Annotated in this window: 24 protein-coding genes and 1 pseudogene; 15 read left to right on the plus strand and 10 right to left on the minus strand. The window is 70.3% G+C overall.

Annotation, left to right across the window (positions count from 1 at the left end):
• Positions 1–10: 10 nt before the first annotated feature.
• The 6 genes and pseudogenes from DI276_RS40225 to DI276_RS51595 all read left to right on the plus strand — a co-directional run bounded on the left by DI276_RS40225 (position 11) and on the right by DI276_RS51595 (position 4,910).
• On the plus strand, positions 11–466 hold the full coding sequence (locus DI276_RS40225; RefSeq protein WP_112273761.1) for a universal stress protein: 456 nt from the start codon (positions 11–13) through the stop codon (positions 464–466).
• A complete protein-coding gene (locus tag DI276_RS40230; protein ID WP_112273763.1) occupies positions 463–858 on the plus strand; it encodes a CBS domain-containing protein in 396 nt (131 codons plus the stop codon). The genes DI276_RS40225 and DI276_RS40230 overlap by 4 nt, the downstream gene beginning before the upstream one ends.
• Entirely contained in the window at positions 839–3,364 is a 2,526-nt protein-coding gene (locus DI276_RS40235) for a cation-translocating P-type ATPase (protein WP_112273765.1), read from the plus strand. The genes DI276_RS40230 and DI276_RS40235 overlap by 20 nt, the downstream gene beginning before the upstream one ends.
• Positions 3,364–4,184 (plus strand): annotated as a pseudogene (ppk2, locus tag DI276_RS40240) (polyphosphate kinase 2). The gene DI276_RS40235 and the pseudogene ppk2 overlap by 1 nt, the downstream one beginning before the upstream one ends.
• Complete coding sequence (locus DI276_RS53640; protein ID WP_456298526.1) at positions 4,181–4,591, plus strand: Hsp20/alpha crystallin family protein; 411 nt, start codon at positions 4,181–4,183, stop codon at positions 4,589–4,591. Before ppk2 ends, DI276_RS53640 begins: the two are co-directional and overlap by 4 nt.
• Before the next feature lie 70 nt (positions 4,592–4,661).
• Positions 4,662–4,910 carry a hypothetical protein gene (locus DI276_RS51595; RefSeq protein WP_198681229.1) on the plus strand — a complete coding sequence of 83 codons (249 nt, stop codon included), beginning with the start codon at positions 4,662–4,664 and terminating at the stop codon, positions 4,908–4,910.
• Here DI276_RS51595 and DI276_RS40255 read toward each other — a convergent pair.
• On the minus strand, positions 4,880–5,281 hold the full coding sequence (locus DI276_RS40255) for a hypothetical protein (protein ID WP_112273767.1): 402 nt from the start codon (positions 5,279–5,281) through the stop codon (positions 4,880–4,882). The two genes, DI276_RS51595 and DI276_RS40255, sit on opposite strands and share 31 nt — an antisense overlap.
• A 168-nt stretch (positions 5,282–5,449) precedes the next feature.
• On the opposite strand from DI276_RS40255, the gene DI276_RS40260 reads away from it, so the two are divergent.
• Both DI276_RS40260 and DI276_RS40265 read left to right on the plus strand, forming a co-directional pair.
• Positions 5,450–6,043: an Rv1733c family protein gene (locus DI276_RS40260; protein ID WP_157985272.1), complete on the plus strand. Its 594-nt coding sequence runs from the start codon at positions 5,450–5,452 to the stop codon at positions 6,041–6,043.
• 5 nt (positions 6,044–6,048) lie between these two features.
• Complete coding sequence (locus DI276_RS40265) at positions 6,049–6,954, plus strand: universal stress protein (RefSeq protein ID WP_198681212.1); 906 nt, start codon at positions 6,049–6,051, stop codon at positions 6,952–6,954.
• 57 nt (positions 6,955–7,011) lie between these two features.
• Here the strand turns inward: DI276_RS40265 and DI276_RS40270 are convergent, their stop codons facing one another.
• Both DI276_RS40270 and DI276_RS40275 read right to left on the minus strand, forming a co-directional pair.
• Positions 7,012–7,563: a DoxX family membrane protein gene (locus DI276_RS40270; protein ID WP_112273773.1), complete on the minus strand. Its 552-nt coding sequence runs from the start codon at positions 7,561–7,563 to the stop codon at positions 7,012–7,014.
• 87 nt (positions 7,564–7,650) lie between these two features.
• Positions 7,651–8,328: a LiaF transmembrane domain-containing protein gene (locus tag DI276_RS40275; RefSeq protein WP_112273776.1), complete on the minus strand. Its 678-nt coding sequence runs from the start codon at positions 8,326–8,328 to the stop codon at positions 7,651–7,653.
• A gap of 151 nt (positions 8,329–8,479) precedes the next feature.
• On the opposite strand from DI276_RS40275, the gene DI276_RS40280 reads away from it, so the two are divergent.
• On the plus strand, positions 8,480–9,229 hold the full coding sequence (locus DI276_RS40280) for a slipin family protein (RefSeq protein WP_112273778.1): 750 nt from the start codon (positions 8,480–8,482) through the stop codon (positions 9,227–9,229).
• Here DI276_RS40280 and DI276_RS40285 read toward each other — a convergent pair.
• Positions 9,217–10,545 carry a nicotinate phosphoribosyltransferase gene (locus tag DI276_RS40285; RefSeq protein WP_112273780.1) on the minus strand — a complete coding sequence of 443 codons (1,329 nt, stop codon included), beginning with the start codon at positions 10,543–10,545 and terminating at the stop codon, positions 9,217–9,219. The two genes, DI276_RS40280 and DI276_RS40285, sit on opposite strands and share 13 nt — an antisense overlap.
• A complete protein-coding gene (locus tag DI276_RS40290) occupies positions 10,542–11,684 on the minus strand; it encodes a site-2 protease family protein (protein ID WP_112273782.1) in 1,143 nt (380 codons plus the stop codon). The genes DI276_RS40285 and DI276_RS40290 overlap by 4 nt, the downstream gene beginning before the upstream one ends.
• Positions 11,685–11,849: 165 nt before the next feature.
• Between DI276_RS40290 and DI276_RS40295 the strand changes: the two genes are divergently transcribed.
• Entirely contained in the window at positions 11,850–12,101 is a 252-nt protein-coding gene (locus tag DI276_RS40295; protein ID WP_112273784.1) for a hypothetical protein, read from the plus strand.
• Between the two features lie 14 nt (positions 12,102–12,115).
• On the opposite strand, the gene DI276_RS40300 is transcribed toward DI276_RS40295, so the two are convergent.
• Entirely contained in the window at positions 12,116–12,457 is a 342-nt protein-coding gene (locus tag DI276_RS40300) for a spore germination protein GerW family protein (protein ID WP_112273786.1), read from the minus strand.
• Positions 12,458–12,590: 133 nt separating this feature from the next.
• Here DI276_RS40300 and DI276_RS40305 point away from each other — a divergent pair, with 133 nt between their 5' ends.
• Both DI276_RS40305 and DI276_RS40310 read left to right on the plus strand, forming a co-directional pair.
• A complete protein-coding gene (locus DI276_RS40305; RefSeq protein ID WP_112273788.1) occupies positions 12,591–13,478 on the plus strand; it encodes an ABC transporter ATP-binding protein in 888 nt (295 codons plus the stop codon).
• Positions 13,475–15,070 carry an ABC transporter permease gene (locus DI276_RS40310; RefSeq protein ID WP_112273790.1) on the plus strand — a complete coding sequence of 532 codons (1,596 nt, stop codon included), beginning with the start codon at positions 13,475–13,477 and terminating at the stop codon, positions 15,068–15,070. Before DI276_RS40305 ends, DI276_RS40310 begins: the two co-directional genes overlap by 4 nt.
• A 9-nt stretch (positions 15,071–15,079) precedes the next feature.
• Here the strand turns inward: DI276_RS40310 and DI276_RS40315 are convergent, their stop codons facing one another.
• Complete coding sequence (locus tag DI276_RS40315) at positions 15,080–15,574, minus strand: flavodoxin domain-containing protein (RefSeq protein ID WP_112273793.1); 495 nt, start codon at positions 15,572–15,574, stop codon at positions 15,080–15,082.
• A gap of 121 nt (positions 15,575–15,695) precedes the next feature.
• On the opposite strand from DI276_RS40315, the gene DI276_RS40320 reads away from it, so the two are divergent.
• Positions 15,696–16,220 (plus strand): flavodoxin domain-containing protein, encoded by a 525-nt coding sequence (locus DI276_RS40320; protein WP_112273795.1) that lies wholly within the window; start codon positions 15,696–15,698, stop codon positions 16,218–16,220.
• A 53-nt stretch (positions 16,221–16,273) separates the two neighbouring features.
• On the opposite strand, the gene gap is transcribed toward DI276_RS40320, so the two are convergent.
• The 3 genes from gap to DI276_RS40335 form a co-directional block, all read right to left on the minus strand.
• Entirely contained in the window at positions 16,274–17,284 is a 1,011-nt protein-coding gene (gap, locus tag DI276_RS40325) for a type I glyceraldehyde-3-phosphate dehydrogenase (protein ID WP_112273797.1), read from the minus strand.
• A 26-nt stretch (positions 17,285–17,310) separates the two neighbouring features.
• Entirely contained in the window at positions 17,311–19,557 is a 2,247-nt protein-coding gene (ppsA, locus tag DI276_RS40330; RefSeq protein ID WP_112273799.1) for a phosphoenolpyruvate synthase, read from the minus strand.
• Between the two features lie 211 nt (positions 19,558–19,768).
• Positions 19,769–20,764: an Acg family FMN-binding oxidoreductase gene (locus DI276_RS40335; RefSeq protein WP_112274071.1), complete on the minus strand. Its 996-nt coding sequence runs from the start codon at positions 20,762–20,764 to the stop codon at positions 19,769–19,771.
• A gap of 186 nt (positions 20,765–20,950) precedes the next feature.
• On the opposite strand from DI276_RS40335, the gene DI276_RS40340 reads away from it, so the two are divergent.
• On the plus strand, positions 20,951–21,637 hold the full coding sequence (locus DI276_RS40340; protein WP_112273801.1) for a CBS domain-containing protein: 687 nt from the start codon (positions 20,951–20,953) through the stop codon (positions 21,635–21,637).
• 11 nt (positions 21,638–21,648) lie between these two features.
• Positions 21,649–22,257 (plus strand): CBS domain-containing protein, encoded by a 609-nt coding sequence (locus tag DI276_RS40345; RefSeq protein WP_157985273.1) that lies wholly within the window; start codon positions 21,649–21,651, stop codon positions 22,255–22,257.
• The last annotated feature ends 38 nt before the right edge of the window (positions 22,258–22,295 follow it).

A 22,295-nucleotide genomic window follows, 5' to 3' on the forward strand; every position in this document is an offset into this window, starting at 1 on the left:
GGAGATCGAGATGAGCACGAAGTCAGACCCGATCGTGGTGGGCGTGGACGGGAAGCCGGCGTCGGACCGCGCACTCGCGTGGGCGGTGGACGAGGCGGTCACCCGCGGCTGCCCGCTGCACGTCGTCAACGTCTGGCAGTACGAGGCGCTGGTCGACTGGACGGAGACCTCCGCGCAGCGCGAGCAGGCCGCGTCCGAACAGCTGGTCGAGCAGGCCCTGCAGCGCGCGCTGCGGGGCAAGACCGACCAGCCGGAGATCGTGCGGCGCAGCCTGCGCGGTGACGCGGCCGAGGTGCTGGAGGCGGCGTCGGAAGGCGCGGCGATGCTGGTCGTCGCCTCGCACACCGACCACCGGATCCGGCAGATGATCCTGGGCTCGACCAGCATGCACGTCGTGCACCACGCGCACGCCCCGGTCGTCGTGATCCCGGTGACCGACCGCGAGCACGCGGAGAGCACGCGATGAAGGCACGAGACCTGGTCGCGCGACCCCTCGTCACCGTGGGGCCGCGCGACTTCGCCCGCCACGCCGAGGGCTTGATGGACGACTTCGGCCTCACGATGCTGCCGGTGGTCGATCAGGGCGTCTTCCTCGGCGTGGTGACCAAGGCCGGCTGCCGGCGTGGCGACGAAGACGCTCCCAAGGTCGAACGGGTCATGTCGCAGCCGGAGCTGACGGTCGGGCCCGACTTCGACGTCGAGACGCTGTTCGACGCGATGACCCGCTACGAGGTGCTCTGCGTGCCGGTCCTCGACCAGCGGCAGGTCATCGGCGTGGTCACCCGCCTCGACGTGCTGCGGGCGCTCAGCCGCGACGATCCGCATCTGAGGGTGGACCATGCCGGTCACCGCGCCTGACCGCGAGGACGTCCTCCACCACGGGCTGCCGGTGGCCGAGGTCGTCCTGCTCGCCGAGACCGACTCCGGTGCCGGCCTCTCGACCGCCCAGTGGCGGCAGCGGCTCGCCCAGCTCGGTCCCAACGTGCTGCCGGCACGCCGAGGGCCGGGCTGGGTCGTGCGGCTGCTCGGGCAGCTGAACCACCCCCTCATCTACGTGTTGCTCGCGGCCGCGACGATCACCGCCGTCCTCGGCGAGGTCGTGGACGCGTCGGTGGTGTTCGGCGTGGTCGTGGTGAACGCCATCATCGGGTTCGTCCAGGAAGCGCGCGCCGAACGCGCACTGGACGCGCTGACCGAGATGGTGCGCACCGAGGTCACCGTGGTGCGCGACGGGCTCACCGCGCGCGTTCCCTCTGCGGAGCTCGTGCCGGGCGACCTGGTCGTGCTGGAGGCCGGTGACCAGGTCGGTGCCGATCTCCGGCTGATGTCCACGAAGGAGTTGCACGTCGACGAGTCGACGCTGACCGGGGAGTCCGTGCCGGTGACGAAGAACCCGGTGGCGCTGCCGTCGGACACCGCACTGGCCGATCGCGCCAACATGGCCTACTCCGGCACGTTGGTGACGGCAGGTGGCGGACGTGGTGTTGTGGTCGCGACCGGTGCGGACACCGAGATCGGCCGGGTGCACCGGCTGGTGAGCACGACCACGACCGTGCAGACCCCGTTGACCCGCAAGCTCGCGCACTTCAGCCAGGTGCTGACCGTGGTGATCCTCGCGCTCGCGGCGGTCAGCGTCGTGGTCGGCCTGCTGCGCGGCGAACCGTTCGCCGAGATGGTCACCGCCGCTGTCGCTCTTGCCGTCGGCGCGATCCCGGAAGGCCTGCCCGCCGCGGTCACCGTGACGCTCGCGATCGGGGTGGCGCGGATGGCGCGGCGCAACGCGATCATCCGGCGGTTGCCCGCCGTGGAGACGTTGGGCAGCACGACGGTCATCTGCACGGACAAGACAGGAACGTTGACCGCCAACGCGATGACAGTCGGCACGGTCATCGTGGGCGACACGCGGTACGAGCTGTCCGGTATCGGGTACGACCCGAGTGGAACCGTCGCGCCGCCGGTGACGCCGGCGTTGCGCGAGTGTTTGCTGGCAGGGCTGGCGTGCAACGACGCGCGGATCGTCGAGGAGGACGGACGCTGGCTGCCGGTCGGTGACCCCACCGAGGCCGCGCTGGTGGTGGCGGCGCGCAAGGCGGGGCTTTCCGACGCCGACGTGGCGGAACGGGTGGACGCCCTGCCGTTCAGCTCGGAGCGCCTGTTCATGGCGACCCGGCACGCGAACGACGTGGTGTACGTCAAGGGCGCGGTCGAACGGGTTCTCGCGCTGGCCGGGCTCGACCACAGCGCCGAGGCCGAGGAACTGGCCCACGCCGGCCTGAGAGTGCTGGCGATCGGTCGTGCGGCGGGCGCCGAGCTGACCGAGGAAGGCCTGCAGGGCAACGTGGAGCTGCTGGGCGTCGTCGCGATGCACGACCCCGCGCGTCCCGAGGCGATCGAAGCGGTGCGGGCCTGTCAGGCCGCGGGCATCGAGGTCAAGATGATCACCGGCGACCACCCGGCCACGGCGCGCTCGATCGCGGCCGAGTTCGGGATCACCTCCGTGCACGCCCGTGTGGCGCCGGAGGAGAAGCTGAGGCTGGTGAAGGAGATCCAGGCCGGTGGTGACGTCGTCGCGATGACCGGCGACGGCGTGAACGACGCACCTGCGTTGCGGCGCGCGGACATCGGCGTGGCGATGGGGAAGGGCGGCACCGAGGTCGCCAAGCAGGCGGCCGACATGGTGCTGACCGACGACAACTTCGCGTCGATCCGCGCCGCCGTCGAGGAAGGGCGCGCGGTCTTCGACAACCTGCGCAAGTTCATCATCTGGACGCTGCCGACCAACATGGCGGAGGGCCTGGTGATCCTGACGGCCATCCTGATCGGCGCGGCGCTGCCGATCTTGCCCGTGCAGATCCTGTGGATCAACATGACCACGGCCGTGGCACTGGGACTGACGCTGGCGTTCGAACCGCGTGAGTCGGACGTGATGAGCCGGCCACCGTTGCCACCGTCGTTGCCGCTGCTGACCAAGCAGCTCGTCGGCCGCATCCTGTTCGTCTCGGCGATCCTGCTCGCGTGCTCGTTCGGCGCCTTCCGCTGGCAGCTGTCGTCGGGCGCGTCGCTGGAGGTCGCGCGGACTGTCGCGGTGAACGTGTTCGTCGGCGCTCAGATCGCCTACCTGGCCAACTGCCGGTCGCTCGAGCGGTTCCGGCCGCGCACCGGACCGAACCGGTGGCTGCTCGTGGGCGTCGGGCTGACCGTCGGACTGCAGCTGCTGCTGACGTACGCGCCGTTCATGAACACGTTGTTCCACACCGCGCCTCTCGGCTGGGAGCCCTGGCTCGTGGTGGTGGTGCTGAGCGCCGTGTCGTACGTCCTGGTGGAGCTGGAGAAGTGGTGGCACCGCCGGCGGAAGGGAGCCTGATGCAACGGCTGAACCGCGAGGTGTACGAGCGGGAGTTGCTGCGGCTGCAGACCGAGCTCGTGAAGCTGCAGGAATGGGTGCGTGAGACCGGGGCACGGCTCGTGGTGGTGTTCGAGGGACGTGACGCCGCGGGCAAGGGCTCGGCGATCAAGCGGATCACCGAGCACCTCAACCCCGGGTCGCGCGGATCGTGGCGCTGCCGGCGCCGAGCGAACGGGAACGCACCCAGTGGTACTTCCAGCGCTACGTGGCGAACCTGCCCGCCGCGGGGGAGATCGTGCTGCTGGACCGCAGCTGGTACAACCGCGCCGGCGTCGAGCACGTGATGGGCTACTGCACGCCGGAGGAGCACCGGCTGTTCCTGCGGCAGTGCCCGCTGTTCGAGCGGATGCTCGTCGAGGACGGGATCCTGCTGCGCAAGTACTGGTTCTCGGTCAGCGACGCCGAGCAGGAAAACCGCTTCCGCAAGCGCCTCGACGACCCGTTGAAACGCTGGAAGCTCTCGCCGATGGACCTCGAGTCGCTGACGCGCTGGGAGGACTACTCGCGCGCCAAGGACGAGATGATGGTGCACACCGACATCGCCGATTCCCCTTGGTACGTGGTCGAAGGCGACGACAAGCGGCGCGCGCGGGTCAACATGATCGCCCACCTGCTCAGCACGATCGACTACCACGAGGTGACCGCGCCGCGGATCACCCTGCCCGACCGCCCGTCGTCGACGGGCTATCAGCGCACCGCACGTGCCCTGCAGACGGAGGTTCCGGATCACGCCGCAGGGCTGGTGCGAGACAACCACAACAGGAAGGTGAGGAGATGACTTCGCTCGCCCGTCGTCCCGTCGGGGCACTGATCCCCGACCTCTGGGACATGTTCGAGACGTCCTGGCCGTTCTCGTCCAGGCACCCCATGCACATCGAGGACTTCGTCGAGGAAGGCGCCTACGTCGTCCGGGCGGAGCTCCCAGGACTCGACGCCACGAAGGACATCGACGTGAGCGCGGCCAACGGAGTGCTGACCATCACGGCCAAGCGGGAGGAGACCACCAAGGAACAGCACAGAGTTCCACTACGGCTCGTTCACCCGTGCCGTCACGCTGCCCACCGGAGCGGACGCGGAGAAGATCTCCGCGAAGTACGAGAAGGGGATCCTGGAGGTGCGCATTCCACTGGCGGCGGTGCCGGAGGAACGCAAGATCGCGATCGATGTCCAGCCCGAATGAGCTGAACCACCGCCTGGACACCGCGGCGGCGCACGGTTTCGTCGTCACGGCGTTCGACAGCACGCCGTCCTGGCCGTGTGCCGGGACGGCGCGCTCGTCGGGTTGCTCACGATCGAACGGCTGCCGGCTTCGAGTCCCCAGGAGCGGATCAGCGGCGTCATGGACGCCTCGCACCGGTCGTGCGGTCTGAGGAGCACGACGAGGGCCTGTCGGTCGGTGTCGGCATCGGGAGACCCGGCGTTCGGCTCGGGTCCACTCGCGACGGTCGTGCAGGACCTGCTGTCGGTGCTGATCTACCGTGTGATCGCGACCGCGATCGTGTGATCGGCGAAGAAGCCCTGCGCGGCGGCGAGGCTCGCCCGGCACGTGCGGACGATCTGCCGGGTCGCCGCGGTGTCCGGGGTCGTGTCGCACGACTGGCAGCGGACCAGGACGTCACCGGTCAGCTCGTCGACACCGACGGAGGCGACCGCTGAGCAGTCCCGGCACCACCGGTGGCCGGTGACCTTGATGACGTGGTCCGCGGAGTGCACGCAGTGGTGCAGCCAGCGGCGGTGCAGCCGGCAGGAGACGCGTTCCAGCGGGTTCAGCCCGAGCTCCTCCGCCGCGTCCTCCTCCGCGAGCATCGCGGCGAGCCTGCGATCCCTGACGTCCGCGTAGCGCTGCTGGTCGGCGACGAGAAGTGGCGTGGTCATCGTGGTCTCCCGGTGTCGAAGTCTGCTCCCAGGCTGCTCCGCGGCACACGCGGCCAACACCGCATCCCGACTTCGTTTCGGCGAGACCACGGGCTCATCGCCGATGCGACGAAGGACCCTGGGACCTGCCACCTCCACGCGGAAATCTTGAACCAGGAGGTGGACCACATGACCGCGAAACCGATGTCCCGACTCGTCCATCAAGCCTTCCCCGGCCGCAACCGGCTAGCCACGGCGGGTGACCGCGTTGAGGGCGCGGTGCTCGTGCTGGGGCTCACCGTCACGTTGCTGGCCGTCCCCGTCGTGGGTGCGATGGGGTCGGAGATCTACACGACCCAGAGGGCGCGGGTCGCCGTCGAACAGGCGACCCGGCACAAGGTCGACGCCGTGCTGATCGAGGACGCACCTGAGGCGATCGGGTCTTCCGAACGCGGCGGTGTCGTCGAGACGGCTCCCGTGCTCGCGAGGTGGCGCCTGGCGGACGGAAGTGCGCGGCAGGGCGTGGTTCAGGCGCATTACGACGCGAAAGCCGGCGCCGGAGTGACGATCTGGGTCGACGAGCGCGGCAGCGTGTCGGAACCGCCGATGACCACGGAGGGTGCGGCGATCGATGCGATCGTGCTCGCCTTGCTGCTGTGGGGAGCCACAGCCGGCGCGATGGTGCTGCTGTACCTCGTCACGCGGTTCGTGCACAAGCGGATCCGGCTGCACCGCTGGGCTCGTGAGTGGGAGCAGATCTCCTCGGACTGGACTGGAAGGTGAGTCGTGTGACCGTCCCGATCGGACATGCGAACGAGGTTGTCGTCGGAGTGGACGGTTCCGAGTCGGCGCGGCGCGCTGTTCGTTGGGCGGCAGGGGAAGCCGGCCGTCGTGGCGCCTCGCTGCGCATCGTGCACGCCGAGCTGCCGCTGCCGGCCGACGCTCTGGACATGACGGGAATGGCGCGCAGTGCGTTGCACGACGAGGCGATGGGCTGGGTGCGAGAGGCGGTCGTGGATGCGCTCGACACCGCGCCCGCGCTGGACATCACGTACCGGGTCGAGGTGAACACGCCGGCCTGGATGCTGGAGCAGGAGTCGGCGACGGCCGGACTGGTCGTCGTCGGTTCACGCGGCTTGGGCGGCTTCACGGGCCTGTTGCTCGGCTCGGTCGCCGTCGCGCTGTCCTGCCGTGCGATGTGCCCGGTGGCCGTCGTCCGGGGTGACGAGGCCGAAGGTCCCGTGGTCGTCGGGGTGAACGGCGCACCGCACAACTGGGTGGTCCTGGACCGCGCGTTCGAGGAGGCGGAGGTCCGGGGCACGTCGCTCGTCGCCGTGCACGCCTGGCACCCGCCGCTGGGCAACGAGAAGCTCGCCGAGTCGGTCGGGATCGTGTGGTCCGAGTTGCACACCGTTCGTGACGCCACGGTGGCACAGCGGCTCGAGGCGTGCGCCGACCGGCACCCCGGTGTGCGGGTGGAGCGGCACGTGGTGCACGGGTCCGCCGCGCACCGCCTGGTCGAGTTCGCCGCGGGTGCCTCGCTGCTGGTGATCGGGTCGCACGGCACCGGAGGTCTGCGGGGAAAGCTGCTCGGCTCGACGAGCCAGGCGGTCGTCCGCCACGCCCCGTGCCCGGTCCTGCTCGTGCGACCCGGGCTCGACGAGCAGATCGACCGCACCCGCCGCGCCGGCTGATCCGCGCACGCGAAAAGGGGAGGGCACCGCGGTGCCCTCCCCTTTTTCCCGGTGCCGTCACCGCAGCCAGGTGTTGGCCTTGACGAACGGCAGCTCGGCCCACCAGCGAGCCAGACCCCACACCGCACCGGAGGCCGTCGCGGCGAGCGCGATCAGCACCAGCGCGTAGACGACGTGGTAGTCGATGAGCGGGTTGGTGGACATGGTGGCCTCACCGGCCGAGTTGTGCTGCGCCGGCGGCCATTCGGCCGCCCACATGAGCAGCATCATCACGGCACCGGAGGCGGCGGCGATGCGCAGGCCGATGCCGAGCACCAGCGCCACGCCGATCGCGAACAGCCCGGCCATGAAGAGCGTGTCCGCCCACCAGGTGCCGGCGATGTCGTGGAACACGGACTCGAACGGCCCGACGTTCACCCGGCTCAGGAAGCCCTTCGTGGGCGAACCACCCGAGAACCACGCGTTCTTGGCCTGGGTGGCGTAGCCGAGACCGAACGCCTTGTCGACGAACGCCCACAGGAACAACAAGCCGGTCGCGATGCGCAGGACCGCGAGGGACAGCGCACCCGCGTCGGTGCGGGTGCGAACAGGGGCATGAACAGCGGACATCGTTACCTCCCAAGTGTTCTCCTGATTCGAGTCTTCTCGGCCTGAATCCCTTCGGACGCGGGCCTTGGTCCCGATCCGGCCGGGACGTCACTCCTCATCGGGCCTGTCCTTCACCGTCACGGCGCCGAACATCGCCATGCCGTTGACGACCAGAACCGGAGCGTCGGCGGGAAGGTCGTCGTCCGGCGTGGTCTTGTCGTCGATGCCGCCCATGAACGGCAGGCCGCCGATCGAGACCCGCCACCCCCGCGGCACCAGCACGTCGACACCGCCGAACAGCGCGAACGCGTCGACGGTCGCCTCGTCGTCGATGTGCGCCTGCCGCAGATCCAGCGTGGTGCCACCGAAGATGGCCGACGTGTCGACGTGCCGCAGGTGCGGGCTGCGTTCCCGGATGGTGGCCCCGCCGAACATCGCGAACGAGCTGCGGGATCCACGAGGCCCGCGCAGGCCCCAGAGCACGATGACGCCCACGACGAGGACCGCGCTCGGCCACAGCAGGCCGCTGCCCGCCCAGCCGAGGTTGTCCACGAGCAGGAAGAGCCCGAGCATCGTCACCACCACAGGTCCCGTCCACACGCGACGCTGCGCCACCATCGGGACGACGCCGAGCCCGACGAGCGCGATCGGCCACCACGTGCCGACCAGTGCGCCGGCGTCCAGGACGTCCATCGCGCCGAGGACGCCGAACGTGCCGAGGGCCAGCAGGACCAGGCCGATCCACAGTCGGACCGGCCTCCCGGACAGTCCACTGTCGACAGTCATTTTCGTCTCCCTTCCACCACAACGATGTGGCCGCGCGCACGAGAAGGGCAGTGGCGTTCGGTCCTCGATGCCGGGCCCTCGGTCACTGCTCCCGGTGCGGCCCCGGTTTCACCGTGGAGGCGGAGAACCGCGCAGACGTGGGAGGGAAGTCATGAGCAATCTGGGTATGGCGATCGTGCGGCAGTACGAACGCGGTGTGGTGTTCCGGCTCGGCAAGCTCCACGGCGTGCGCGAGCCGGGCTGGCGGTTCATGATCCCGTTGGCGGACAAGATGAGGAAGGTCTCCCTGCGGACGGTGACCATGCCGATCCAGTCGCAGCAGGTGATCACCAAGGACAACGTGTCGATCGGTGTCGCCGCGGTCGCCTACTTCCGCAGGGTGGACCCGGTGAAGTCGATCGTGGAGATCGAGAACGTCGAGGCGGCGATCAGCCAGATCGCCCAGACGACGGTGCGCAACGTGGTGGGGCGCACGCCGCTCGACCACGTGCTGGCCGAGACCGAGACGCTGAACGAGAAGATCAAGGAGATCCTCGACGCCACCACCGAGCGGTGGGGTGTGCTGGTCGAACTGGTGGAGCTCAAGGACATCGAGCTGCCGCAGTCGATGCAGCGCGCGATGGCGCGCGAGGCCGAGGCCGAGCGCGAGAAGCGCGGCAAGATCATCGCCGCGGAGGGCGAGGCGTTGTCGGCTGGCAAGCTCGCCGAGGCCGCCGACGTGATCGCCCGGCACCCGATCGCGCTGCAGCTGCGGAACCTGCAGGTGCTCGGGGAGATCGCGATCGAGCGCAACTCGACGATCCTGTTCCCGGCGCAGCTGATGGACAGCGTCCGCGCCGTGAACACGTTCCTGGACCGTGAGATTCCGGCCGCGCGCGACCCGTTGAGTCAGCTCGGCTGAGAGGCGAGCGACCGGCGCACGTGCTCGGTGAGCGCGTGCAGCCGGTCGCTGACGCGCACCCGCACCGGTGTCGGGTCGACGAGGTCCCGCGCGTGCGCCGGCAGCCACGCGAGGTCCGCGGTGAACCTGTCCCGCGCGTCCTGGACCAGTTCCGTCTCTGTCCGAAGTGGACCAACCCGCCGGCCGTCGCGCACGACCGTGGTCAAAAGCGGCTCGTGATCGCGCGGGACTTCCTCGTCGTGAGCGGCGAGAACGTCCGCCGGCCTGCCCGCAGCGCGGAAGACCTGCTTGCGTCCGGGGATGCCGACCTTGCCGGCGGAGAGCTTCATCGTCGGCCTGCCGTCGAGGTCGACCAGCTTGTAGACGCTGTCGAGCGCGGGTGCGTCGGAGGAGACGCCCATGCGGGTGCCGACGCCGAACACGTCGATCGGCGCGCCGGCCGCCACGAGCCGTGCGATGGAGTGCTCGTCCAGTCCGCCGCTGGCGATGATCCGGGAGCCGGTCAGGCCGGCGTCGTCGAGTCGCTTGCGCGTCACCCAGGACAGGGTGTGGAGGTCACCTGAGTCGAGCCGCACGCCGACCGGCTGGTTCGCCGGCATCCGCCTGGCCACGTCGATCGCCCGGTCCACCCCGGTCAGCGTGTCGTAGGTGTCGACCAGGAAGACGGCGGAGGCGGGGAAGTCCGCGGCGAACGCTTCGAAAGCCGCGTGCTCGTCCGGGAACGCCTGCACGTAGGAGTGGGCCATCGTGCCGCTCGCCGCGAGGCCGTACCGGTCCGCGGCCGCCACGTAGCTGGTGCCCGCGAAACCCGCGATCCTGGAAGCCCTGGCCGCCGCCATCGCGGCGTCCGGGCCGTGCGTGCGGCGCGCGGCGAAGTCGACGACGTCACGACCGGCCGCGGCGATCCGGCAGCGGGCGGCCTTGGCCGCGATCGCCGTCTGGTAGGTGACGAGGTTCAGCAACGCCGTTTCGACCAGTTGCGCCTCGGCGAGGGGAGCGGTGACCTCCAGCAGCGGTTCGCCCGCGAACACCACCCGTCCCTCCTCGACGGCACGCACTTCGCCGGTGAACCGCAGACCGGCCAGCGGTGTGACGTCGAGGCCGGTGATCCGCTCGAGGGCGGCCAGCTCGGCGTCGGTGAAGCCGAAGTCCTCGAGGAACGACAGGCAGTCGGCGAGCCCGGCGGCCACGAGGAATCCGCGCGACCGCGGCAGCGCGCGGACGAACATGCTGAACGTCGCCGGAGCGCACATGTCCCTGCGCAGATAGCTCAGCGCCATGCGGATCTCGTAGAGGTCGGTCCGGTTGCCGCTCATGACGACCCCTCCCGGTCACCGAGCCGGACCACCCGGCTGATCTCGGTCGCCCAGACGACCTCCTCGGCGCCGAGCACGCCGACGAGCCTGCCGCCGTCCAGCACCGGCACGACGTTCCTGCCGGTGGTCAGCGACACCCTGCCGATCACGTCCAGCACCGGCTCGTCGGACCGCGCGATCGGCACCTCCCTGGCGACGTCGGACACCCTCGTGTTCACCCGGTCCGGTACCCGCACGAGATCGGCGATGCTCACCACACCGGCCGGCGTGCCGTCGAAGGAGATCACGGGGAAGACCTGCTGATGCCGATCCACGGTGCTGGCGCGCAGGAAGGCGTCCGCGGTCCACCACCCCGGCGCCACCGGCGGATCCGGCGTCATCACCTCGCGCACCAGCACACCCTCCAGCTGGTGCCGCACCTGGTTGTACGACTGCTCGGCGGAGGCGGAGACGACGAGAAACGCGCCCATGAGCACGAGCCACAGCCCGGAGATCTGCCCGAGCAGCACCTCTCCCGCACCGACCGCGGCCAGGACGAGGCCGAACGCGCGACCGGCGACGGCGGCCACCCGCTCGCCGCGTGCCTGGTCACCCGTGCGCCACCAGACGATCGCCCGCAGCACCCGCCCGCCGTCGAGCGGCGCGGCGGGCACCAGGTTGAACGCGGCCAGCAGCACGTTGGCGGCGGCGAGCCAGATCAGCGGCGACACCACCAGCGCCGGTCCACCGGCCACGTTCAGAGCCGTCGCGGCGACGCCGGCGACCACGGCGGTGACCGCACTGGCACCCGGTCCCGCCAGGGCGACCAGGAGGTCCGCCCGCGGCGTCGGCGGAGGTTCGGTGAGCTCCGTGGCCCCGCCGAGCAGCCACAGGTCGATGCGACGCACCCCGACACCGAACCGTTTCGCGACGAGCGCGTGCGTCAGCTCGTGGCCCAGCAACGACAACATGAACGTCATCGCGGCGAGCACCCCGACCAGCCAATAGCTCACCGGCGAGTACCCCGGTGCGGTGGCTGGCAGGAACGACACGGCCACGACCTGTGCGATGAGGAGCACCGCGACCAGGGTCGACCAGTGCGCGCCCACCACGACGCCCCCGTAGCGGCCGAGCGGAACGGAACGCAGGAGTGTGTTCATGCGCTCCAGCGTTCCGGCCCGCGTCCTCACCAGTCAGAGCCTCAGGTCTCACCCGAGTGCGGCGATGGTCCCGGCAGGGTCACCACGTTGGGATCTGCGTCACACCCCGGCCAGAAGAGCAGCCTTACCTCACCACGAAATGCGTGTGCGGGAAGGGGAAGTCAGATGAGCATCCACGGATACACCGCCCGGCACCGGGCCATGTTGCAGGCGGTCGCGGAAGGCCGCGCCGAGCTGCTCGGCGGCCGCGCTCCCAGCCTGTCCGTGGACGGACTGTGGTGCGACTTCACCGCCACCAACGACCTGTACTCCGCGGGGCTGGTCGCGGCGGCGTCGCGATCCCAGGCGGGGACGCTGGTTCCGGCGATCCTGACGTCGATCGGCAGGCAGGTTCTCGGAACGCTGGTCGCTGCCTGATCACCAGACCGACCTCACCGCTCCCGGCTGCGCAGCTTGACGATCCGAGCGGCGACGAAGAGCGCCGCGACGGCGACCGCGCCCAGGGTGGCGATCAGGCGGTTGACGTCGATCGCGGGCTGCCACGTCACGTGGCCGTCGCTGATGACGTAGGCGCCAGTCGGTTTCGCACTGATCCCGAAGCCGCCGCCCTCACCCTCCTGCCCCTTCTCATCGCGACCGGTGCCGCCACCGGTGCCACCGGCCACGGTCGCGGCAGGGATGATCGTGACCCCGTTCTTCTCGTACGGCTCGGCGTAGACCTTCTTGGCGTCCACCGAGTCCTTGACGTTCGCGATCAGTTCGTCGATCTTCATCACGTCTCCTGGTTCGTGTCGGGTTGTGCCCCAGCGTCTGCCGTCAGGACCAGCGCTGACAGGGTCCTTGGGTTCCGTGCGGTGGTGTCCCAAGCCCCTCCGCCGCCACCTGCCGGATCCCTAGCTTCGAACCATGACAGCGGCAATCGCCTTGTCCGGCCTGCGGAAGTCGTTCGGCCGGACCTCCGCACTCGACGGACTGGACCTGACCGTCCGCGCGGGAGAGGTGCACGGTCTGCTCGGGCCCAACGGCGCGGGCAAGACGACCACGTTGCGCATCCTGCTCGGACTGCTGCGCGCCGACAGCGGCACCGCCACCGTGCTCGGTGGCGATCCGTGGCGTGACATCGCGACATTGCACCGGCGGCTGGCCTACGTGCCGGGCGACGTGACGTTGTGGCCGAACCTCACCGGCGGTGAGGTCATCGACCTGCTCGGCAGGCTGCGCGGCGGCATCAACACCACCCGCAAGGCGAAGCTGATCGAACGCTTCGAGTTCGACCCGACGAAGAAGGGCCGCGCGTACTCGTCGGGCAACCGGCAGAAGGTCGCGCTGATCTCCGCGCTGGCCAGTGACGTCGAGCTGTTGCTGCTGGACGAGCCCACCGCCGGGCTGGATCCGCTGATGCAGGCCGTTTTCGAGGACTGCGTGGCGGAGATCCGTGCGGAGGGCCGCACGGTGCTGCTCAGCAGCCACGTCCTCGCCGAGGTCGAGAAGGTCTGCGACCGGGTGAGCATCATCCGCCACGGCAAGCTCGTCGAAACCGGCTCGCTCACGGAACTGCGGCACCTCACCCGGACCTCGGTCGAGGCCGATCTGGTCAGCCCGCCGGACGGCGTCGTCACGCTGCCCGGTGTGCACGAGGCGCACGTCTCCGGAACGCACCTGCGTTGCCAGGTCGACACCGACCAGCTCGATCCCGTGCTGCGGGCGTTGACCGGGCTCGGCGTGCGCGGCCTGATGTGCCGCCCGCCGACGCTGGAGGAGCTGTTCCTGCGCCACTACGAGGTGAACCGGTGAACGCACTGACGGGCACCGGCACGCTCGTCCGGCTCGCGCTGCGACGTGACCGGGTGCTGCTGCCGGTCTGGATCGCGGTGTTCGTCCTCATGGCCGTCACGTCCGCCTCGGCGACGAAGGGCCTGTTCCCCACAGCGGAATCGGTGGTGCAGGCGGCGTCTGTCATGAACGGCACGCCCGCACTGGTCGCCGTGTACGGCAGGATTTACGACCCCACGTCTCTCGGCGCGCTGGCGATGCTCAAGGCGCTGGGCACCGGCGCGGTGATCGTCGGAATCCTGTCGATCGTGCTGGTGGTACGGCACACCCGTGCCGAGGAGGACGCCGGACGGCTCGAGCTCGTCGGATCCGGTGTGGTCGGCCGCTGGGCGCCCCTGACCGCCGCGCTGGCGGTCGTGGTGGGTGCTGACGTCGTGCTGGGGGTGCTGACGGCGGTCGCGGTGGCGGCGGCGGGGCTGCCCGTCGCCGGATCGGTGGCCTTCGGCCTGGCCTGGATGAGCGTCGGTGTCGCGTTCGCCTGCATCGCGGCCGTGGCGGTGCAGGTCGTGCGGACCGCGCGTGCCGCGATCGGGCTGTCGATGGCCCTGCTGGGTGTGGTGTTCCTGCTGCGCGCGGCGGGGGACACCGCGGACGTCGCAGGACCGAGGTGGCTGTCCTGGCTGTCGCCGCTCGGGTGGGGACAGCAGTTCCGCCCGTACGCCGGCGACCGGTGGTGGGTCCTCGCGATCACCCTGGCGTTCGCGGTCGTCGTTGCCGCGGTGGCCTATCTGCTCGTCTCGCGCCGCGACCACGGCGCGGGGGTGTTCCCCGAACGGCTCGGGCCCGCCACCGCGGCACCGTCGCTGCGAGGACCGCTCTCGCTGGCCTGGCGGCTGCACCGGGGCGTGTTGCTGGGCTGGACCATCGGGTTCGTGACGTACGGCCTGATGGTGGGCAGCGTCGCGGACAGCATCGGCTCCATGATGGGCAGCGCCGAGTCCCAGGAGATGCTCCTCAAGCTCGGTGGCCGGGACGTGCTGACGGACGCGGTGTTCGCCGCCATGTTCGGACTGCTGGCCGTCATCGCGTCGGCGTACGGGGTGCTGACCTCGATGCGTCTGCACACCGAGGAGACGGCGGGGCGAGCGAATCCCGTGCTCGCCGCGGCGGTGACCCGTGCGCGCTGGGCGATGAGTCACGTCTGGGTCGCTCTCGCGGGCACAGCGCTTCTGCTCGTGAGCGCCGGACTCGCGGCCGGTGTCGTGCACGCGGTGCAGACCGGTGATGGGGGCCAGGTGGGTCGCGTTCTCGTCGGCGCGCTGGTGCAGGTGCCCGCAGCGTGGGTGCTGACCGGTGTTGTGGTCACGTTGTTCGGTGTCTCGCCGAGGCTTGCCGCGGCGGGCTGGGCGGTGCTGGTGGCGTTCCTGTTGCTCGGCGAGCTCGGACCGCTGCTGGAGCTCGACCAGTGGCTGATGGACTTCTCGCCGTTCGCCCACGTGCCGCGCATGCCGGGAGGGACCGTCACGGCGGCACCGCTGGTGTGGCTGGTGGTCGTGGCCGTGGCACTGACGGCGGCGGGGCTGACCGCGCTGAGGCGCCGGGACGTGGCGTGAGCGCGGGGGTCAGCGCGCGGCGACCAGTCTCTCGGAGATCAGGTGCGCCCAGAGGCGGATGTCGTCCCAGTTCCGGAAGTCGCCGGCCAGGCTGCTGCCCGCCATCTTCCTGGCGATGAAGCCGACCGCGGCTTCGCTCGTGAGCCTGCCACCGAACGTGGCGGGCTCGTCCGCACCGATGCGCGCCGCGATCTCGCGGACCTTGCGCGGCGCGCGCTGGGGCACCTGCTGCGGGCCGATGGGTCCGCTGTGGAAGAGCCACACCGGCCGGCGGGCGAGCAGTTTCTCGTTGCGCATCAACAGCTTGACGGCCTCGCGCCGCCAGCGGCCCGCGTAGAGGGCACTGCCCAGCACGACCGCCTTGTACGGCTCGACGGACCGCACGTCCGCGGCGTCGAGCACGGTGACCTCGTGCGCGGCGTGGCGGATCTGCTCCGCGATCACCTCGGCGATCTCCCTGGTGGAACCGGACTTGGTCGCGTACGCGACGAGAATCTCAGCCATACCAACACAATGCGACTGCGCGGTGCGTGTCGACAGAGCACTTGTGCTCCGCTACGACAGGACGCCGGGTACTGCCGCCAACGGTCTTCGCGCGTGACGATGGTCGTTGGAGGAGAAGGCCATGAAGGTTCTCGTGGTGTATGCGACCGCCGAGGGATCGACGGCGGGAATCGCGGACTGGATCGCGGGAGCGTTGCTGGCGCGCGGGCACGACGTCGTGGTGCGTTCCGTTGACGAGGTGCACGATGCGAGCGCCTATGACGCGTTCGTCATCGGGAGCGCCGTGCACGACCAGGCCTGGCTGCCCGTCGGCCGGGAGTTCCTGACCAGGCAGCGGCGGGCTCTGCGCGGCAAGCCGGTCTGGTTGTTCAGCGTCGGGTTGCCCGGCGCGCTGCGCGATCCGCTGAGCAGGTGGGCGGCCTGGGGTGAGGCCGACGTGCTGGCAGCCCTGCTGGACGACGTCGACCCGGTGGAACACCGCCTGTTCACGGGAGCCGTCACCGCGGAGGCGTTGGGCCGGTTCGGTGCGTTGGTCTTCCGTCTGCTGGGCGGCCGGTTCGGAGACTTCCGCGACTGGGCGGAGATCGAGCGGTGGAGTGCCTCCATCTCGGACGTGCTCGCCGGCATCGAGGCTGCGCGATGCTGACCAGTGCCGGGCACCAGCGGTGCCCGGCACTGGTCAACGATCGGTCCGCAGCTTCACGGCAGCGTCCGGGCGACCCTGTCGGTGAGGTCGATCGTGCGGCAGGCGTAGCCCCACTCGTTGTCGTACCAGCCCATCACCTTGACGACGTGGCCCTGCACCTTGGTCAGCGAGGCGTCGAACACGCACGACGCCGGGTCACCGATGATGTCTCGCGACACGACGGGATCCGTGGTGTAGCGCAGGATTCCCTTGAGGTGCCGGGCGGCCGCCTCCGCGAACGCGCGGTTGACCTGTCCCACCGTCGCCGGCTCGGCGAGGCGGACCGTCAGGTCGGTGAGCGATCCGTCCTCGACCGGCACGCGCACCGCCAGGCCGTCGAGCTTGCCGTCCAGCGACGGGATGACCTGACCGATGGCGCGGGCGGCACCGGTCGACGTCGGGATGATGTTCACCGCGGCCGAGCGCGCCCGCCGCAGGTCCTTGTGCGGGCGGTCGAGCAGCGCCTGGTCGCCGGTGTAGCTGTGGATCGTGGTCATCACGCCCTCGACGATGCCGAACGTCTCGTCCAGCACGGCGGCCATCGGCGCCGCGCAGTTGGTGGTGCACGAGGCGTTCGAGATGATGTGATGCTTGCCCGCGTCGTAGACGTCGTCGTTGACGCCCATCACGATCGTCGCGTCGACGTCCTTGCCGGGAGCGGTGATGATCACCTTGCGCGCACCGCGTTCGAGGTGAACGCCCGCCGTGTCACGGGTGCGGAACCGGCCCGAGGCCTCGATGACGACCTCGACGCCGAGCAGACCCCAGTTGAGGTCCTTCGGATCTGCCTGCGAGATCACGAGGATGCTGTGGCCGTCCACGGTGATGGTGTTGCGCTCGACGGTGACGTGGCGGCTCCACGGGCCGTACGTCGAGTCGTAGGCGAGCAGGTGTGCCAAGGTCTCCGCGTCGGTGATGTCGTTCACGGCGACGATCTCGATCGCCGTGTCGTGGCGGTCGAAGGCGGCGCGCAGCACGTCACGGCCGATGCGCCCGAACCCGTTGATGCCGACCCGTACAGCCATGGTGGAACTCCCTGGTGAGTGAGGTGTCAGTGGGCGTGCCGCAGCAGCAGCCGGCGTTCGGCGGAACCGATCGCCGCCCTGGCCGCCGGCACGGCGTCCGGGTTGACCGAGATGGACGTGATGCCGAACTCCACGAGCTTCTCGGCGAACTCCGGTTTGTTGGACGGGGCCTGCCCGCACAACGACGAGGTGATGCCCGCGTCCCGTGCGGCGCCGACGATCCGGCCGATCATGTCGAGCACGGCGGGGTCGGACTCGTCGAACAGGTCCGCGCACAGCTCGGAGTCGCGGTCGACGCCGAGCATCAGCTGCGTGAGGTCGTTGCTGCCGATGGAAACCCCGTCGATGCCGGACCGCGCGTACTCGGGAATCCAGTACGCCACCGAGGGAACCTCGGCCATGACCCAGCGGTGCAGGCCGCGGTGGTGGCCGAGCGGGCTGCGGTCGATGTGCTCCAGGCAGGCTTCGAGCTCCCACTTGGTGCGGACGAACGGGATCATCAGGTGCAGGTTCGGCGTCTGTTCTCGCACGCGTGCGAGGGCTTCGAGCTCCAGCGCGAACAGCATCGGGTCGTCGACGTACCGGTAGCAGCCGCGGTAGCCGATCATCGGGTTGTGCTCGTGCTTCTCGAACTCGTCGCCGCCCTTGAGCTCGCGGAACTCGTTGGTGCGGAAGTCCATCGTGCGGTAGACGACCGGCCGCGGCGCGAACGCGTGCGTGATCTGCAGCAGCGACGACGTCATGGCATTGAGGAAGTCCTCGGTGCCGTGCTGCGCCAGGAACCGGCGCGGGTGTTCGGCGCCGAGCGCCTCGGTCAGCATGAACTCCGCGCGCAGCAACCCGACACCGTCCACCGGCATCGCGGCCACCTCCGCGGCGTGCTCTGGCAACGCGAGGTTCACGTACACCCGCGTGCCCAGCGCCTCGGTGGCGAGCACGGCAGGCGGCACGATGCGCGGCGCCGTCGTGATCGCGGCGGCGCCGGCGCGCACCTCGCCCGCACTGCCGTCGACGGTGACCTGCTGGCCCTCCTTCAGCACCGTGGTCGCCGAGCCGGTGCCGACCACGCACGGCACGCGCAGTTCGCGAGCCACGATGGCGGCGTGGCAGGTGATGCCGCCGCCGTCGGTGACGACCGCGGACGCGCGGCGCATCGTCGGCACCCAGTCGGGGTTGGTCATCTCGGCGACCAGCACCTCGCCGTCCCGCAGGCGCGAGCCCTCGTCGGGGGAGGTCAGCACGCGCACCCGGCCGGACGCGATGCCCGGTGAGGCGCCGAGCCCGGCGACCAGTGGCCCGTCCGGAGTCACGCCGGCGGCGGGCAGTGTCGTGATGGGACGGGACTGGACGAGCCACGTCTTGCCGTCGGCGATCGCCCACTCGGTGTCCTGCGGCTCGCCGTAGTGCCGCTGCACGCGCACACCGAGCTGTCCGATCGCGACGGCTTCCGCCTCGGTGAGCACCTGTGCGTGCGACTCCTCGGCCGTGAGCTCGATCCGTTCGTCGTTCCCGTTGGCGCCCCGCACGATCTTGTGCGTCTTGCGGCCGACGCGAGTGTCCACAAGAGACACCGCGTCGCCGTCACGGCGCAGGATGTAGGTGTCGGGCTCCACAGAGCCGCTGACGACCACCTCGCCGAGTCCGAACGACGCCTCGACGAGCAGGCGGTCGCGCTCGCCGGTCGACGGGTCGGCGGTGAACATGACGCCCGATCGTTCCGAGTCGACCATGCGCTGCACGACCACCGCGATGGCCGGCTCGTCGGAGATGCCCTGCTCCGCCCGGTAGGCGACCGACCGGGTGCCGAACAACGACACCCAGCAGTCCAGCAGCCGGTCCAGAAGGGCGTGTGCGCCACGGGTGTTGGTGAACGTGCTGTTCATCCCGGCGAACGAGGCGCCGGCGGTGTCCTCGGAGGTGGCCGAGGACCGCACGGCCACGGACTCGTCCTGGCCGAGCTCGCGGTAGGCCTGCAGCACGGCGTGCCGCACGTCGTCGGAGACGCCTGCTTTGCGCACCAGGTCGCGCATGCGTTCGGCGGACTCAGCGAGCCGGTCCGGTGTGGTGGCCCGGTCGAGGGCGACGGCGAGTTCGGCGGCGAGGTCGTCGCGGACCTGGCTCATCGAGGTCAGGAACGCATCGGCGGTCACGACGAAACCGGGTGGCACCGGCAGTCCCGCGCGGGTCAGCTCGCCGAGGTTGGCGCCCTTCCCGCCGGCGATGTCGGTGTCGTTCTTGCCGAGCGTGGTGAAGTCGCGGATGTACGTGCTCACTGCTGCTCCTGGTGGCTGAGACGTCGATGACGGGACGGCGGGCAGCGGGTCGGCGTTGAACCCGGCGCAGCCGAGCCGGATGACGAGCTGCGGGCAGGTCGAACCGCCGCTCCTGGCGGCTGAGGACGTTGGTGTCGTGGTCGCTGCTGCTCTTGGTGGCCGGGCACATCGGCGGTGCCGCCGAGCGTGGCGACACCGCCGATGCAGGTGCTTATCGCTGCCCCTGGCGGCTGAGGACGTCGACGACGGGACGGCGGGGCGTGGCGGGCAGCGGGTCGGCGTTGAACCCGGCCCAGCCGACCCGGATGACGAGCTGCGGGCAGGTCGAGCCGCCGAGCACGCGGTCGCGCACCAGTTCCTTGGTCTCGACGACCTCGAGCGGCTGGCTCAGCGGGCACGTCGCGAGTCCTGCCGACGTGGCTTCCAGCAGCACCGCGCTCGTCGCCTCACCGGCACGCAGCCGGGACAGGTCGTCGTCGGACGACGTGCTGAGCACGAGCAACGCTCCCGCGTCCTCACCGAGCAGGCGGCGGTCGGACTGCAGCAGCTCGCCGGGGGCGAACTCGCGCATCCGGAGGTTGCCGTACTGGTGCGAGCCGGAGGGGATGTTCGCGGCGGGCACACCCGCGGACGCACCGGGGTAGACACCGCTCCACTCGCGGATCTCGGTGCGGTAGGCGGGATCCGCCTCCTGGGTGGCGGCCGCCCTGTCGATCGCGATCAGCAGTTCGTCCCGTGCCCGGCCGGTCACCACCTGGGCCTCGACGCCCTCTCTGCGGGCGCGCATCACGAGCTGGTCGAGGACCGCGTCGGGCGGCGGCCAGGAGGAGAAGGCACGGCGATCGGTACGCCTGCGGGGAATCGCGGTCGCGAGCGCCACGAGCGCCTCGGTGGGCTCCTGCGTCTCGAACTCGATCGCGGCGAGGTGGTCGGGCCGGCTCGGGTTGGGCAGCCGGTGCACGACCGCCCGCCAGCCGAGCGCGGCCAGGCCGACGCGCACGTGGTGCAACGCGGCCCCGCAGCTGATCACGAGGTCGGCGCCCGTCGGGTCGATCGCGGGCAGGTTGCGCGTGCGATCGGCGTACAGGTGCAGGCTGTGCGCACCGATTTCCCAGCGCCAGGGCTGGGAGTTGTGCACCGACGGTGCGCGGCAGGCGAGCGCCACCGCCGCTCGCAGTGTCTTCTCGTCCGGCTGACCGCGGTTCATCCGGTTCACCTCCAGGTCGAAGTCGCACCTCTGAAACTCGCAGTGACGACGGCCGACGGTGAGGGGCGTAGGTCCCCGCCTTGCCGGGACCCGTGTCCTGACCTGCCGACACCTTTGGCAGGTGTCCTGTTCGCGGTCCTGGTTGAAGGCTGGAGGCACGTGGACCAAGGATCACCGGAGGGTGTCATGCGTGAACCGACAGTCGCCTCGCTGATGACTCGTGAGGTGATCACCGCCGACGTCGGGAGCTCGTTCAGGGACGTCGTGAAACTGCTGGAGGACAACGCGATCAGCGCTGTTCCCGTGCTCGACGGCGGCTACCCGGTCGGTGTCGTGTCGGAGGCCGACCTGTTGCCGAAGGAGGAGTTCCGCGGTGGCACCGGGGACGCACCCGGTGTGTTCGCGGGCCGTGCGGTGAAGCACCGGTGGGAGCAGGCGAGCGGGCTGACCGCCCGGGACGTGATGACGTCACCGGTGAAGACCGTGTCGCCGGACACCACCGCGAGCGCAGCGGCGCGGGAGCTCGCCGCCGAGGGACTGCGCCGGCTCTTCGTCATGGACTCCGACGGTGCGCTCGTCGGCGTGCTCTCCCGGCGCGACCTGCTCAAGCTCTTCCTGCGGGAGGACGACGAGCTGCGCACGCAGATCCGCGAGGAGATCCTCGGCCGGATGCTGTGGGTGGACCCGGACACCATCGACGTCGAGGTTTCGGACGGCGTGGTGACGATGGAGGGGCCGTTGGAGCGCCAGAGCGAGGTCGAGATCGCCGAACACCTCGTGCGGTCCCTGCCTGGCGTCGTGGACGTGCACAACCGGCTGGACGCCGGGTGGAACGACACCAAGCACCCCCGCCAGACCGAGATCTTCGGGTGAAGGAGAGCGCTGTGAGGACTCGAGACGTGATGACGGCCGACGTGATCGTGGTCAGGCCGGACACCCTCGCCCGCGACGCGGCCCACCTGCTCGCCGAGCGCGGCTTCACCGCGTTGCCGGTCGTGGACGAGCTCGGCGTGCTGGTCGGCCTCGTGAGCGAGACCGAGTTGCTGCGGCACAGGCTGCCCCAGGACCCGAGAAAGCTGGTGCACGGCGAGCCGCCGAAGGCCAGGACCGCCCCCGCCGACCTGGTGGGGCAGGTGATGACGACGCCGGTGACGGTCACTCCGAACACCGACCTGGCCGAGGTCGCGGACCTGATGCTGGAGCACGATGTGCGAAGCGTGCCGGTGGTCCACGAGGGCCACCTCGCGGGCATCGTGACGCGCCGGGACCTGCTGCGCTCCATCAGCAGGGACGACTGGATCATCGAGGCCGAGATCCGGCACCGCCTGGACATGATCGGCTCCGCGCGCCGGTGGTCGGTCGAGGTGCACTGCGGCAAGGTGTCCATTGTGGACAAGATGAACGACCCGACCGACCGGCACGTGGCAGACGTGCTGGCACGGGCCGTCGCGGGCGTGACCGACGTGCGGTTCGTGGAGTACGCGGGAAGCTGAACTGGGAGCAAGCGAAAGGCGCCGGGGTTCTCCCGGCG

It is taken from the genome of Lentzea terrae (assembly GCF_003265345.1).
In the GTDB taxonomy this organism is placed as follows: Bacteria; Actinomycetota; Actinomycetes; order Mycobacteriales; family Pseudonocardiaceae; genus Lentzea; species Lentzea terrae.